The organism is Streptomyces sp. AF1A, from assembly GCF_047340315.1.
Classification (GTDB): Bacteria; Actinomycetota; Actinomycetes; order Streptomycetales; family Streptomycetaceae; genus Streptomyces.
Window position 1 is genome coordinate 1 of record NZ_JBLEBI010000184.1, and the last position, 13,675, is coordinate 13,675.

Annotated in this window: 11 protein-coding genes, 5 tRNA genes and 1 pseudogene; 7 read left to right on the top strand and 10 right to left on the bottom strand. The window is 74.4% G+C overall.

The features are described from left to right. Positions 1-253: pseudogene (locus ACLU3S_RS31065) on the bottom strand (hypothetical protein); the annotation flags it as partial. Positions 254-488: 235 nt separating this feature from the next. Here ACLU3S_RS31065 and ACLU3S_RS31070 point away from each other — a divergent pair. Continuing rightward, entirely contained in the window at positions 489-1,013 is a 525-nt protein-coding gene (locus ACLU3S_RS31070; RefSeq protein ID WP_413955306.1) for a DsbA family protein, read from the top strand. Between the two features lie 3 nt (positions 1,014-1,016). Here ACLU3S_RS31070 and ACLU3S_RS31075 read toward each other — a convergent pair whose 3' ends face one another. The 3 genes from ACLU3S_RS31075 to ACLU3S_RS31085 are packed head-to-tail and all read right to left on the bottom strand — an operon-like array spanning position 1,017 to position 3,765. Then, the gene (locus ACLU3S_RS31075; RefSeq protein WP_413955307.1) at positions 1,017-1,841 is read right to left on the bottom strand and encodes a GNAT family N-acetyltransferase; all 825 of its coding nucleotides are present in this window, start codon (positions 1,839-1,841) and stop codon (positions 1,017-1,019) included. Between the two features lie 50 nt (positions 1,842-1,891). After that, positions 1,892-2,713: an aminotransferase class IV gene (locus ACLU3S_RS31080; RefSeq protein WP_413955308.1), complete on the bottom strand. Its 822-nt coding sequence runs from the start codon at positions 2,711-2,713 to the stop codon at positions 1,892-1,894. Beyond that, positions 2,710-3,765, bottom strand: a complete 1,056-nt coding sequence (locus ACLU3S_RS31085; RefSeq protein WP_413955309.1) for a chorismate-binding protein — start codon at positions 3,763-3,765, stop codon at positions 2,710-2,712. The genes ACLU3S_RS31080 and ACLU3S_RS31085 overlap by 4 nt, the downstream gene beginning before the upstream one ends. Positions 3,766-3,941: 176 nt before the next feature. Here ACLU3S_RS31085 and ACLU3S_RS31090 point away from each other — a divergent pair. The 5 genes from ACLU3S_RS31090 to ACLU3S_RS31110 all read left to right on the top strand — a co-directional run bounded on the left by ACLU3S_RS31090 (position 3,942) and on the right by ACLU3S_RS31110 (position 4,419). Continuing rightward, positions 3,942-4,014: transfer RNA gene (locus ACLU3S_RS31090), tRNA-Gly, on the top strand. A gap of 40 nt (positions 4,015-4,054) precedes the next feature. Further along, positions 4,055-4,128 (top strand) — tRNA-Cys (locus ACLU3S_RS31095). Between the two features lies 1 nt (position 4,129). After that, positions 4,130-4,201 (top strand) — tRNA-Val (locus ACLU3S_RS31100). Positions 4,202-4,247: 46 nt separating this feature from the next. After that, positions 4,248-4,319: transfer RNA gene (locus ACLU3S_RS31105), tRNA-Val, on the top strand. Between the two features lie 28 nt (positions 4,320-4,347). Continuing rightward, positions 4,348-4,419, top strand: a tRNA-Val gene (locus ACLU3S_RS31110). A gap of 52 nt (positions 4,420-4,471) precedes the next feature. On the opposite strand, the gene ACLU3S_RS31115 is transcribed toward ACLU3S_RS31110, so the two are convergent. From ACLU3S_RS31115 to ACLU3S_RS31125, 3 genes are all read right to left on the bottom strand, one after another. Continuing rightward, a complete protein-coding gene (locus ACLU3S_RS31115; protein WP_413955310.1) occupies positions 4,472-4,744 on the bottom strand; it encodes a zf-TFIIB domain-containing protein in 273 nt (90 codons plus the stop codon). 99 nt (positions 4,745-4,843) lie between these two features. Then, positions 4,844-5,776, bottom strand: coding sequence for a phosphotransferase family protein (locus ACLU3S_RS31120; protein WP_413955311.1), 933 nt, complete (start codon positions 5,774-5,776; stop codon positions 4,844-4,846). A gap of 496 nt (positions 5,777-6,272) precedes the next feature. Beyond that, positions 6,273-6,449 carry a hypothetical protein gene (locus ACLU3S_RS31125; protein ID WP_014671580.1) on the bottom strand — a complete coding sequence of 59 codons (177 nt, stop codon included), beginning with the start codon at positions 6,447-6,449 and terminating at the stop codon, positions 6,273-6,275. A 602-nt stretch (positions 6,450-7,051) separates the two neighbouring features. Between ACLU3S_RS31125 and ACLU3S_RS31130 the strand changes: the two genes are divergently transcribed. After that, a complete protein-coding gene (locus ACLU3S_RS31130; protein WP_413955312.1) occupies positions 7,052-8,404 on the top strand; it encodes a protein kinase domain-containing protein in 1,353 nt (450 codons plus the stop codon). Between the two features lie 16 nt (positions 8,405-8,420). Here the strand turns inward: ACLU3S_RS31130 and ACLU3S_RS31135 are convergent, their stop codons facing one another. The 3 genes from ACLU3S_RS31135 to cobT all read right to left on the bottom strand — a co-directional run bounded on the left by ACLU3S_RS31135 (position 8,421) and on the right by cobT (position 13,398). Further along, on the bottom strand, positions 8,421-9,239 hold the full coding sequence (locus tag ACLU3S_RS31135) for a TrmH family RNA methyltransferase (protein WP_413955313.1): 819 nt from the start codon (positions 9,237-9,239) through the stop codon (positions 8,421-8,423). A gap of 88 nt (positions 9,240-9,327) precedes the next feature. Next, positions 9,328-10,560, bottom strand: coding sequence for a uroporphyrinogen-III C-methyltransferase (gene cobA, locus ACLU3S_RS31140; protein ID WP_413955314.1), 1,233 nt, complete (start codon positions 10,558-10,560; stop codon positions 9,328-9,330). A 198-nt stretch (positions 10,561-10,758) separates the two neighbouring features. After that, positions 10,759-13,398 carry a nicotinate-nucleotide--dimethylbenzimidazole phosphoribosyltransferase gene (gene cobT, locus ACLU3S_RS31145; RefSeq protein WP_413955315.1) on the bottom strand — a complete coding sequence of 880 codons (2,640 nt, stop codon included), beginning with the start codon at positions 13,396-13,398 and terminating at the stop codon, positions 10,759-10,761. Positions 13,399-13,675 lie beyond the last annotated feature (277 nt).

Sequence of the window (13,675 nt, forward strand, 5' to 3'; positions counted from 1 at the left end):
GGCGGCGCTCGACGGCACGGGTGCCGGCGAACAGCAGCCAGGCCGCGCCCAGCACCCCGAAGCCCGCCCAGGCGGTGGGGCTGAAGGCGGTGTCGGCGAGCCAGCCGACCACACCCGTCATCACCAGGCCGATCGGCACCAGCGAGTAGGCCGCGATGCGGGCGGCGGACAGGAAGCGCCTGCGGTAGGCCGTGACCACGGCGATCCCCAGGCCCGCCGCGGACACGGCGGAGCAGACGGTCTCGGCAATCATCCGTTCCTCCTGGCGGGCTCGGTCGAGTGAGAGGGGTTTCTTCGCGGGACGCCGCGCCGGCGGGGCAGGGGTGCGGCGCTTCGCCCCTTCCATCCTGCCATCCTGCACCGTGCGGGCCGCGGGAAGCCATGCTCGGGGCGGACATCAGGGACATCTCCGGGTCGCCTCCTCCTGGGGTGCCGGTGCCCGCGGCTCCGATTGGGTCGACCGCGCGCGGCCTGGAAGACTGGTGCGCATGAGCGACTCCTCTCCCGCGCGCACCGATGCCCTCGTCCTCGACGTCTGGTGCGAACTGCAGTGCCCCGACTGCCGCACCGCCCTCGACGACGTCCGCGCCCTGCGCGCCCGCTACGGCGACCGGCTGGAGCTGCGGCTGCGGCACTTCCCGCTGGAGAAGCACCAGCACGCCTTCGCCGCCGCGCAGGCCGCCGAGGAGGCGCTGGCGCAGGGCAAGGGCTGGCCGTACGTGGAGGCGGTGCTGGAGCGGGTCGAGGAACTGGACCGTACGGGGGAACCCTTCCTGGTCGAGGTGGCGCGCGAACTCGGGCTGGACGGCGAGGAGTTCGACACCGCGCTGATCGACGGCCGGCACATCCTGATCGTCGACGCCGACCAGGCCGAGGGCAAGGCGATCGGCGTGACCGGCACGCCGACGTACGTCATCGGCGGTGAGCGCCTGGACGGCGGCAAGAGCCAGGAGGGGCTGCGCGAGCGGATCGAGGAGATCGCGAACCGGCTGCTGGGCGAACAGGGCGCCTGAGCCCTACAGCAGGGGCTTGGCCAGGGAGCGGGTCACCGTCTCGTACCCGAGTGACTCGTACAGCCGCTCGGCCGGGGCGTTGCCCGCGAACACGTTGAGGCCGAGGACGCGCAGGCCGGCCTCGATCGCCTGGCGCTCCGCCAGCAGCATGAGCGTCCGCCCGTGCCCCTGGCCCCGGTGGGCCGCCTCGGTCTCCACGTCGTACACGAACGCCTCGGCGTCCTGCAGGGCCACCCACAGGGTGCCGACCGGCCTCCCCTCGTGTTCGAGGACGCTGAAGACCATGCCGTCGGTCGCGGCTCCGCGCGGCAGCAGTCGGGCGTGGTCGTCGCGGGCCTTGGCGCGGGCCGCCGCCTCGGTGAGGCCTCGCTCCCGCCACACGCCGGCGTAGCGCTCGCTCTCGCGTGCCTGCCAGGCGTCGAACTCGGCCGCCGTCATGGGCCGCGCGCGGCTGCCCGCCGGCAGTTCGGGCGGGGTGGTGCCGAGGCGTTTCTCCATCCGCCGGTTGCGCAGGGTGTAGCCGAGCGCGCCGAACAGCCTCAGGGCGACGTCCGCCGAGGCGGGGACGAGGGTCTCGATCTGCCGGCAGCCCCAGCCGCGTGCCACCTCCTCCGCGGCGAGCGCCGCGACCGTGCCCCGGCCGCGGCGCCGGTCGGGCTCGGCGATCCGCAGGTCGTGGATGCGGGCCACCGAGTCACCGAGCGACGGCGAGGTGCCGAGGCGGAGCCCGCCGACCGGGCGGCCGTTCACGCACACCTGGAAGCGACGGGAGCGCGATCCGTCGGGGTGCTGCTGGAGCGGCTCGGCCGGCCGCAGGGTCGTGGTCATCACTGGATTTCTACCCCTGACGACCGGCCGCGTCAGCCGGTTTTGCGGGCTCAGGGGTCCAGGTCGTGCCCGGAACGCTCGTCGAAGATCCGCATCGCCTTGGCGGTCACCGGCCCCGGGACGCCGTGCAGCTCCCGGTCGTCGACCCGGTGCACGGCCTGGACGTCCCGCAGGGTGGAGGTCAGGAAGATCTCGTCGGCCCGTGCCAGCACGTCCATCGGGAGGTCCGTCTCCTTGGCTCCGGTCCACTCGATGGTCAGGGCACGGGTGATGCCTGCCAGGCAGCCGGAGGCGAGCGGCGGGGTGTGGATCTCGCCGTCCAGGACGACGAAGACGTTCGACCCGGTGCCCTCGCAGAGCCGGCCGGCCGTGTTGCCGAACAGCGCCTCGGAGGCCCCGTGTTCGTGGGCGCGGGCCAGGGCGACGACGTTCTCGGCGTACGAGGTCGTCTTCAGGCCGGTGAGTGCGCCGCGCTCGTTGCGGGTCCACGGCACGGTGATCACCGCGGTGGAGTCCGGGCGGCGGGTGGTCTCGCCGACGGCGACCACGAGGGTCGGGCCGTGCTCGCCGCGGTCGGAGCCGAGCGGGCCGTGGCCGCCGGTGTAGGTGATCCGCAGCCGGCCGAGCGGCATCGGGTTGGCCTCGAGGACCGCCGCGCAGGCCTCGCGGACCTCGTCGTGGTCGGGGTCGGGCAGGCCGAGGCCCCGGGCCGAACGGGTCAGGCGGTCGAGGTGCCGGGTGAGCGCGAACGGCTTGCCGTCCAGTGCCTTCACCGTCTCGAAGATGCCGTCGCCGACCGTCAGTCCGTGGTCGAAGACGGAGACACGGGCGGACTCCAGGTCCCGCAGCCCGCCGTCCAGCCAGATCCTCATGCGAACGCCTCTCCGCTGTGCTCGTACGCTCCCGACGCTACCGCGAGCAGCCGGGACGCCTTCAGTTCGGTCTCCTGCCACTCCCCCTCCGGGTCCGATCCCCAGGTGATGCCGGCGCCGGTGCCGAAGCGGAGGACTCCCTCGGCGCGGTCGATCCAGAAGGTGCGGATGCCGACGGCCAGCTCGCCGGTGCCCCGGTCGGCGTCGACCCAGCCGATGCCACCGCAGTACGGCCCACGGGGCGCCGTCTCCAGCGCCTCGATGATCCGCAGGGCGCTCGACTTCGGCGCGCCGGTGACGGAGCCGGGCGGGAACGCGGCGGCGAGCAGGTCCGGCCAGCCGGCCCCGGCGCGCAGTTCCCCGCGGACCGTGGACACCAGGTGGACCAGGCCGGGGTGTTTCTCCAGCGCGCACAGGTCCGGGACGGTCACGCTGCCGGTCGCGCACACCCGCCCGATGTCGTTGCGGACCAGGTCCACGATCATCACGTTCTCGGCGTAGTCCTTCTCCAGGAGGTCCGCCTCGGTGCGCCCGGTGCCCTTGATGGGGCCCGACTCCACGGTCCGCCCGGTCCGGCGCAGGAACAGCTCGGGCGAGGCGGTGGCGATCTCCACGCCGTGCCCGGGCAGCCGGATCGTTCCTGCGTACGGCGCCGGGTTGCCGCGGGCCAGCAGGGCGGTCAGGGCGTCCACGTCCGCGTCCGGGTCGACGGCCGCGCTGAGCACCCGGCAGAGGTTGGCCTGGTAGACCTCGCCGGCCGCGATGTGCTCGCGGATCCGGCGGACGGCGGCCGTGTACGCGGCCCGGTCCAGGGAGGACGTCCAGTCCGCCGGCGCCGGGCCGCGCCAGGCGCCGGGCACCGGGGCCGGCACCGGCTCCTGCCGTACGTCGGCGAAGCGGGCGCAGGTCAGCCCGCCCTCGAAGTCCGCGCACACGGCCCAGAAACCGGACGAGTCCAGGGCGGCGGGATCGCTGGTGACGTCGAGGAGCCCGGTGGCGAGTCGGTCGCCGAAGCGGGCCAGAGGGGGCGGGCCGAAACGGTGGTGAAGCACGTGGTCGAGTCTAGGTCGGGTGGCTGTCGGGTGGCCCGGGACCTCCCTGAGGGGCCCTGACCACCGGGTCAGCCGGGTGCAGCGCAGCACGCTGCGCAAACGCGTTTTTGTACTGGCCCGGGAATCCGCTAGAGTTCAACACGTCGCCGGGACGCGCAAGCGCACCGAAACGACAGGCGGACGTAGCTCAGTTGGTAGAGCGCAACCTTGCCAAGGTTGAGGTCGCGAGTTCGAGCCTCGTCGTCCGCTCGAAGGAAGACAGGGGGTCGCCTCGATCCCCTACACTCCTGGTGGAGTGGCCGAGAGGCGAGGCAACGGCCTGCAAAGCCGTCTACACGGGTTCAAATCCCGTCTCCACCTCCAAGGACGATTAGCTCAGCGGGAGAGCGCTTCCCTGACACGGAAGAGGTCACTGGTTCAATCCCAGTATCGTCCACTGGATCTTCTCGCAAGATCCCGGGTCTCCTCGAAGATCCATGCCCGCGCGATTAGCTCAGCGGGAGAGCGCTTCCCTGACACGGAAGAGGTCACTGGTTCAATCCCAGTATCGCGCACTGTCTGTGGTCCACAGGTCACAGCCGCGGACGATTAGCTCAGCGGGAGAGCGCTTCCCTGACACGGAAGAGGTCACTGGTTCAATCCCAGTATCGTCCACACCGAGAAGCCCCCGGCCGTCGCGTACGGCCGGGGGCTTCGGCGTGCCCGTTCAGCTGGAGAACAGCATGTGGGCGAAGCTCTTGTGGTGGTGTCCGTGGTGGCCGTGGCCGCCGTGGTGACCGCCGTGCGGGGCGCCCCAGGCGGGCGCGGGCGGCGCCGGGTACGCCTGCGGGGCGGGCTTGGACCACTGGGACTCCAACTGGGTCAGCGCCTCCAGCTCGCCGTAGTCGAGGAAGATGCCGCGGCAGCCGCTGCACTGCTCGATCTGGATGCCGTTGCGGTTGTAGGTGTGCATCGGCGCATGGCACTTCGGACAATGCATCGCGGCTCAACTCCTCGCCGGTCGGTCGTGCTTCGTGTTTCCCCAGGACAGACTCCGCTCGTGCGCGATCGGTTGCAACGATTTCCGGGAATCCGTGCGTCAACTGGTGGGGTACGGCACCGATGTCATCCGGGCGCAGGCGTCGACGACGGCCTGCTCGACCTCGTCCAGTGGGCGGTCCGCCGCGAGCGCCTTGGCGACGGCCAGGGCGGCCGTCTGCACGGTGAGGGCGCGCGCCGGGACGTCGAGGGCCGGCCAGGGGTCGCCGTCCGCGGGGACGGCCGGGCCGCCGGCCCGCCGGTAGGCGGTCAGGAACCGCGTCCACACGTCGGGCGGGAGCAGTCCGCAGGCGTACCAGGCGGCTGGGCGCGCGAGGTCCCAGGCCGGGACGCCCACGCCCAGGTCGTCCACGTCGATCAGCTGCCACGGCCCGTCGGGTGCGGGGTGCCGGACGAGCTGGCCGAGGTGCACATCGCCGTGGCAGAGGACCGCCGGGCCGGGCATGGCCGCTTCCGCGCGGGCCCAGGCGGGCAGCGCGGCCCAGGCCCGCTGAACCGGCCCGGCCGCCTCGTGGGGCTCCCCGCGCAGGGCCTCGTGCAGCCGCCGCATGGCACGGGTGGCCTTGGCGGGCCCGCGCATCGGGGGCAGGCCGGCGGGCGGGACCGTGCGGTGCAGCCGCGCCAGCAGCGTGCCGACGGTCTCCCAGGGCGCCGCGTCCGGGTCGTCCGGGTCCACAGGGGTGCCGTAGGGCCAGAAGGTCACCAGCCGGCCGTGCAACGGGGTGGGGCCGGGGGCGAGCGGAGCCAGGAGGACACCGGGGACGCGGGCGGCCGTGCCGAGGCGCAGGGCGAGCTCGGCGGGGTCGGTACCGGGGGCGTGCGCCTTCGCGACGGTGCCTGCGTGGCGTACGACGGTGGCGTCGGGCCGGTCGGCGAGGGGGGCGGGGCCGGCGTCGCAGGTGCAGGGGGCTTGGCCGGCTTCCGGATGGGCGGCGGCTCTGGCCTTCTCGGCGAGCACGGGGAGCAGGTTCACGGCGGCCTCGGGCGTCGGGGTGTGCGGGTGAGCGTACGCGAGCGCGGGGTTCCGAGGCGGCGGGGCGCCTGGCCTGTGGCGGGTTGGTGTGGGCCTCACCGTCGGGGCGCTCGTGCTCGGGTTGGTGGAGGCCTTCGCCGTTGACGCCCGCGCTTGAGCGGGGTGCCCGGTGCCCGGGCTGGCGCACGGGGGTTGGCGTGGCCGCCCTCGCCGCCGGAGTACCCGGTGCCCGGGTTGGGGCGCGCCGGCCTCGCTGAACCGCTCGGCCACGCACCGGGGCCACGACTGCCCGCAGCGGTGCGGGCCCGGCAACCGTCCATGGCTCCGCGGACGCACGCCCGTCACATGGTGGGACCACTGGTCCCTGGACGGCGTAATGCCGGCGCAGCTCCCCAGCTGCGCCGGCATTCGTGCCGTCCGCCGCACCCCCGTCCCCACGGGGTTTCATGGGTGGATGTCCCCGCCCGGACCGCTCTTCCGGGCCTGGGGTCGCCGCTCAGCGCCCCAGCATCGCACCCACGGACGACGCCTGTGTGGCCACCGTCTCCCAGCCGTCGAAGACGAGCAGGAGCAGGGCCGCCAGGGGAAGGGCCATGAGCGTCGCCACCAGGGGGTGGCGACGGCCCGTGCGGCGGGGGGCGAACGCGGTGCGTCGCGGTGCCGTGTGGGCCATGGTCCCTCTCCTGACCGTTTCGGTTGTCGTCTGCAGCGGCGGGTGTCTGACCTCGGGGGACGAGTGCTGCACCCGCCGCTTGACCTCAAATCTAGGCGTGCGGCCGGCAGCGGGCGTCATGCCTTCGTACCGATTGCCGGGCCTCCCGGAGGATGAGCCATGACTGGGGGAGTACTCCCCTGGGTGGAGACCCGGTCCCCGGTCTCGGGGTCTTCCCTGAGGGGTCGCCCGCCGTGTCCGTCATTTCGGAAGGGTCGGGCGGGCCGAAAGGAGTGACTTCGATCACTCCGTTCGGGGTCGCGACGGCTGCCCGGCAGGGTTCCGCACCCCCTCGGCGCCGGGTGCCGCGGGCCGTCCGCGGTGTCTTCCTGTGAGGGTCCGCACGACGGGGGCGAGCGGCGTCGGCGAAGGCAACGCCCGTACGTCTGAAACCTGTTGACGGGACGGCAGGTTCGAACGCGCCAACTGCGCCTGCTTCCTGACCATGTCTCATCTGCCGCCTGCGGCGGGCACAATCCGTCCGGCCGAGAGGGCGCGGCCTCTGCGCGCGGGCGGCCCGGGAAACGTAAGCTGTGCCACGTCACAGGGACCGGGCAGCGGGGATGAACATGGCGATGATGCGCCTGAGGCGCGAGGACCCGCGCGTCGTCGGCTCGTTCAGGCTTCACCGACGGCTCGGCGCGGGCGGGATGGGCGTGGTCTATCTCGGCTCCGACAAGAAGGGGCAGCGGGTCGCGCTGAAGGTGATCCGGCCCGATCTCGCCGAGGACCAGGAGTTCCGGTCGCGTTTCGCGCGTGAGGTCTCGGCGGCCCGGCGCATCCGCGGCGGGTGCACGGCCCGGCTGGTGGCGGCGGACCTGGAGGCCGACCGGCCCTGGTTCGCCACGCAGTACGTGCCCGGACCCTCCCTGCACGACAAGGTCGCCGACGAGGGACCTCTCGGCGCGGCCGACACCGCGGCGATCGGCGCCGCCCTGTCCGAGGGACTGGTCGCGGTGCACGAGGCCGGCGTCGTCCACCGGGACCTGAAGCCCTCCAACATCCTGCTGTCCCCGAAGGGGCCGCGGATCATCGACTTCGGCATCGCCTGGTCCACCGGCGCCTCCACGCTCACCCACGTGGGCACCGCCGTGGGCTCCCCCGGCTTCCTCGCGCCCGAGCAGGTCCGCGGCGCGGCGGTCACCCCGGCGACGGACGTCTTCTCCCTGGGCGCCACCCTGGCCTACGCCTCGACCGGCGACTCCCCCTTCGGACACGGCAGTTCCGAGGTGATGCTGTACCGGGTGGTGCACGAGGAGCCGCAGCTGCACGGCGTACCCGACGCGCTCGCCCCACTGGTCCGGGCCTGCCTGGCGAAGGACCCCGAGGACCGGCCCAGCACCCTGCAACTGTCGCTGCGGCTCAAGGAGATCGCCGCTCGCGAGGCGCAGGGCCTGACCGACGTACGGCCGCCCGCGCCGCGCGCCGCGGAGGCGGACCGGCCCACCGGGCGGCTCGTCGACACCTACCCCGAGCCGCAGCGCACCCAGCGCCGGACCACCTCCGCCGGTACGCCCGTGCCGCGCCCCGGCGCCCCGTCCCGCGGCGGCGTGTCCTCGCGCGGCGGCTCGGCGCGAGGCGGAGGCGTTCCCTCGCGCGCGGGCACCGCGCGCACCGGCAGCGGGAGCCGTCCCGCCCCGCGCAACGGCGCCAGGCGGCCCGCTCCGCGCACGACGGGTGCCGGGCTGCGGCCGGCCAATCCGCGGCTGCTGCGGCAGCGGCTGTTCGTGTTCGTCGTGGTGACGCTGCTCGTGGCACTCGGCATCGCGGTGGCGCAAGGCTGTCAGGGCCCCGCCCGCGGGCTCGGCGGCGACGGCGTACGACCGCAGCGGCAGGCGGCATCCGCGCCGGTCGCCGCGGGCACGCCCGCGCCCGGCCGGCATGCCGCGACGCCGCCTCAAGTCGCCGCGGAATAGGCCCCCGTAGGCGGGATCAGGACCCCGGTCGGCCGCCGGCGACGGCGTAGAAGGCGACCGCGGCGGCGGCGCCCACGTTGAGCGAGTCGACGCCGTGGGACATGGGGATGCGCACCCATTCGTCGGCGGCGACCAGGGCCTGGGTGGAGAGGCCGTCGCCCTCGGCGCCGAGCATGAGCGCCACCCGGTCCATCCGGTGCGGGGCGGCCTCCTCCAGGGTGCGGGCCTTCTCGTCCGGGGTGAGCGCGAGCAGGGTGAAGCCGGCCTCGCGGACCTGCTCCAGGCCCTTGGGCCAGGTCTCCAGCCGCGCGTACGGCACCGAGAACACCGCACCCATCGACACCTTGACGCTGCGCCGGTACAGCGGGTCGGCGCAGTCGGGCGACAGCAGGACGGCGTCCATGCCGAGGGCCGCCGCCGAACGGAAGATGGCGCCGATGTTGGTGTGGTCGTTGACCGCCTCCATGACCACCACCCGACGGGCGGCGCGCAGCAGTTCGGCGGCGGTCGGCAGCGGCTTGCGCTGCATGGAGGCCAGGGCGCCGCGGTGGACGTGGTAGCCGGTGACCCGTTCGGCGAGTTCCGGGCTCACCGCGTACACAGGGGCCGGGAGTTCGTCGATGACGTCGCGCATGACGTCGATCCACTTGGCCGAGAGCAGCATGGAGCGCATCTCGTAGCCGGCTTCCTTGGCTCTGCGGATGACCTTCTCGCCCTCGGCGATGAACAGGCCTTCGGCGGGCTCGCGCTTGCGGCGCAGCTCGACGTCGGTCAGGCCCGTGTAGTCACGCAGGCGCGGGTCGTCGGGGTCCTCGACGGTGATGAGATCGGCCACAGGGTGATACTGCCTTGTCCTGGGTGTGGTGCCAACGGCTGGGAGCGAGTGCGTTACCGCGGGTTACGCGTGATCGAGCCACGGGTGCTCAGGCGGCCGGCTCGGGGCCGACCCGCACGACTTCGCCGATGACGATGACCGCCGGCGGCTTCACGTCCTCGGTGCGCACGGTCTGCGCGACCGTGGCCAGCGTCGCGTCCACGCGGCGCTGCGCGGCCGTGGTGCCCTCCTGCACCAGGGCGACCGGGGTCTCGGGCGACCGGCCGTGCGCCACGAGCGTCTCGGCGATGCTGCCGATCTTGTCGACGCCCATCAGGATCACGAGCGTGCCGGTGAGCTTCGCCAGCGACGGCCAGTCGACCAGCGAACGCTCGTCGTCCGGGGCGACATGACCGCTGACGACCGTGAACTCGTGTGCCACACCGCGGTGGGTGACCGGGATGCCGGCCGCGCCCGGCACCGAGATCGAACTGGAGATGCCCGGGACCACCGTGCAGGGGATGCCGGCCTCGGCGAGCGCCTGGACCTCCTCCATGCCCCGCCCGAAGACGAACGGGTCGCCGCCCTTCAGCCGGACGACCGCCTTGCCCTGCTTGGCGTGTTCGATCAGCGCGTTGTTGATGGCCTCCTGGGCCATGAAGCGGCCGTAGGGGATCTTCGCCGCGTCGATCACCTCGACGTGCGGCGGGAGTTCGGCGAGCAGGTCGCGCGGGCCGAGCCGGTCGGCGATGACGACGTCCGCCTCGGCGAGGAGCCGGCGGCCGCGGACGGTGATCAGGTCGGGGTCGCCGGGGCCGCCGCCGACCAGGGCGACGCCGGGGGTGCGGGTGCGGTGGTGGGGCGCCACCAGGGTGCCGTCGCGCAGCCCCTCGACGACCGCGTCGCGGATGGCGGCGGTGTGGCGGGGGTCGCGGCCGCGGGCCTCCGTGGTGAGCACGGCGACGGTGACGCCCTCGCTGTGTCCGGTGGCCGGGGTCCACGCGGTGGCCTGGTCGGCGTCGTCGGAGCGGACGCACCACACGCGGTGGCGCTCCGCCTCGGCGGACGCGGCCGTGTTGGCCTCCGGGTCGCTGGTGGCGATGAGCGCGTACCAGGCGCCCGCGAGGTCGCCGTCCGTGTAGGGGCGCCTCTCCCAGGTGATCTCGCCCGCGTCGGCCATGGCTTCCACGGACGCGGTGGCTTGCGGGGACACGAGGACGATGTCCGCGCCGGCTGCGATCAGCGCGGGCAGGCGGCGCTGGGCGACCTGGCCGCCGCCGAGCACGACCACGCGGCGGCCGGAGAGGCGGAGGCCTACGGGGTAGGCGGGGTGTTCGGCCATAAGGCGGCTCCGGTGGCTGTGCAGTGGCGCTGACGTGCGGATTTTACGGTGTCGGCAGCTTCTCGTGGCTCGGGTGTCCGGTGGCTGGGCAGCAGGGCCCGGTGCGGCCCGGCGGGTGGTTGGTGCCCACCCGTTCCGCGCCACGGAACGACCGCCCACCACCACCCGGTCGGCCGCGGGCTCCGCGACAGCCCTCCCCTACTTCTCGGTGACCCCCGCCGAGTCGAAGGTCGCCACCTCGTGCATCGCCCGTGCCGTGCTCTGGACCAGTGGGAGGGCCAGGAGCGCGCCCGTGCCCTCGCCGAGGCGGAGGTCGAGGTCGACCAGCGGGCGCAGGCCCAGCTTGTTGAGGGCGGCGACGTGGCCCGGCTCGGCGCTGCGGTGGCCGGCGATGCAGGCCGCGAGGACCTCGGGCGCGATGGCGCGGGCCACGAGGGCCGCGGCGCCGGCGCTGACGCCGTCCAGAATCACCGGGGTGCGCAGCGAGGCCCCGCCCAGCAGCAGGCCCACCATCGCCGCGTGCTCGAAGCCGCCGATCGCGGCCAGGACGCCGATGGGGTCGGCCGGGTCCGGCTGGTGGAACTCCAGGGCGCGGCGGACCACATCGGTCTTGCGGGCCAGCGTCTCGTCGTTGATGCCGGTGCCGCGCCCGGTCACCTCGGCCGGGTCGGCGCCGGTGAAGACGGAGATCAGCGCCGCGGACGCGGTGGTGTTGGCGATGCCCATCTCACCGGTGAGCAGCGCCTTGTTGCCGGCCGCCACCAGATCGCGGGCGGTCTCGATGCCGACCTCGATGGCCGCCTTGGCCTCCTCGCGGGTCATCGCGGGGCCGGTGGTCATGTCGGACGTGCCGCCGCGGATCTTGCGGGGCAGCAGGCCCGGCGTGGCGGGCAGGTCGGCGGCGACGCCGACGTCCACGACGCACACCTCGGCGCCGACCTGGCCCGCGAAGGCGTTGCAGACCGCTCCCCCGCCCAGGAAGTTGGCCACCATCTGGGCGGTGACCTCCTGCGGCCAGGGGGTGACGCCCTGGGCGTGCACGCCGTGGTCGCCCGCGAAGATCGCGACCGCCGCGGGCTCCGGGATCGGCGGCGGGCACTGCCGGGACAGCCCGGACAGCTGCGCCGAGATGATCTCCAGCATGCCGAGCGCGCCGGCCGGCTTGGTCATGCGCTTCTGGCGCTCCCAGGCCTCGCCGAGTGCCTTGGCGTCGAGCGGGCGGATCTGGGCGACGGTCTCGGCAAGCAGGTCGTGGGGTTCCTCTCCGGGCAGGGCGCGGCGGCCGTACGTCTCCTCGTGCACCACCCAGGACAGCGGGCGCCGCTTCGACCAGCCGGCCTGCATCAGCTCGGGCTCGTCCGGGAACTCGTCGACGTACCCGACGCACAGGTAGGCGATGACCTCCAGGTGCTCGGGCAGGCCGAGGGCGCGCACCATCTCGCGCTCGTCGAAGAAGCTGACCCAGCCGACGCCGAGGCCCTCGGCGCGGGCGGCGAGCCAGAGGTTCTCGACCGCGAGCGCGGCGGAGTACGGCGCCATCTGCGGCTGGGTGTGCCGGCCGAGGGTGTGCCGGCCGCCGCGGGTGGGGTCGGCGGTGACGACGATGTTCACCGGGGTGTCGAGGATGGCCTCGATCTTCAGTTCCTTGAACTGCTTCGCCCGGCCCTTGGGGAGCGACTTGGCGTATGCCTCGCGCTGGCGCATGGCCAGTTCGTGCATCGAGCGGCGCGTCTCGGCGGACCGGATGACGACGAAGTCCCAGGGCTGCGAGTGGCCCACGGACGGCGCCGTGTGGGCGGCCTCCAGGACGCGCAGCAGCACCTCGTGCGGGATGGGGTCGTCGCGGAAGCCGTTGCGGATGTCGCGGCGCTCGCGCATCACCTTCAGGACGGCCTCGCGCTCCGCGTCGTCGTAGCCGGGCGCGGCCGGGCCGGCGGGCCGGCGCGCTTCCGCCGCCTCGGCCGGGCCCTCTTCCTGGTCGGCGGCCCTGGTCCGCAGGTCCTCCGCGTGCTGGACGACGTCGGGGGCGTACTCCCCGTCCTGCGCGGCGGGTGCCGTGGCCGGCTCGGCCTCGCGGGGCGCGGGAACGGTGGCCACCGCGTCCTGCGGGGTCTGCGTGCCCTGGGCATCCTGCTGGGGCTCCTGCGCGCCCTCGGCGTCCTGCTGGGGCTCCTGCGCGCCCTGGGCGTGCTGGGCGGGCAGGACGACCGGGTGCGGCGGGGTCGGCGCCAGGTGCGGCGTCGTCGGCACGTGGCCCTCCACGGGCACGAACTGCCCGAGCGGCTGCTCCGGGTGCGGCTCGTACGGCACGTTGGCGGGCAACGGCTCACCGGAAGCGGTGGACTCCGGGGCGCCGCCGGCCTCGGCGGCGGCCGGGGCCTCCGCGACCTCGGGGGCGCCCGGTGCGGGGGTGGCGCCGGCCGGTTGGGTCCGGGGGCTGGCCGGCAGACCGAGGTCGCTCTCGGGGGCGGACTCGGCGGCGGGCACGGCCTGCTGGGCCGGGTCGGGGGCCGACTGCTGCGGCTGGACCTGCTGCTGAGGCCCAGGCGGTACGGCGGCCGCCGACGCGGCGTCCTGTACGGCGGAGTGGGTCAGCTGCGGACCCTGGGCCTGGTGGAGGTCCGCCGCGGGCGGGACGGGAGCCTCGCCCGCCTCCGCCGGAACGGCCTCCGGCACGGGAACGGGGGCCACGACCGGCTCGGGGGCCACGGCCGACTCGGGAGCCACGGCCGACTCGGGGGCCACATGCGCGGTCCCGGGAGCCGGGTGCGCGGCCTCGGGAGCCGGGTGCGCGGCCCCGGGAGCCGGTACGGCCTCGGTGGCGACGGGGGTCTCCATGGCGGGCGCGGGCGCGGCCGGCACCTCCGCGGCCCGCGCGGGGACGCCGGACTCCGGCTCACCCTCCGCCGGAGCAGCGCCGGCGGCCCCGGGCACCGCGGCCGTCTGAGCCTCGTCGGCGATCGGCTCGCCGCCGCTCCGGCCGGACGCGTCCAGCTCGGCGACGGACGCGCTCTGAACCTCTGCGGGCGCCTGGGCGGGCACGTCGTCCTCGCCGGGCGCCTCCTGAACGCCCGCGTCCTGAGCGGGGACCGGAACCGCCTGCTCGCCCGCCGGG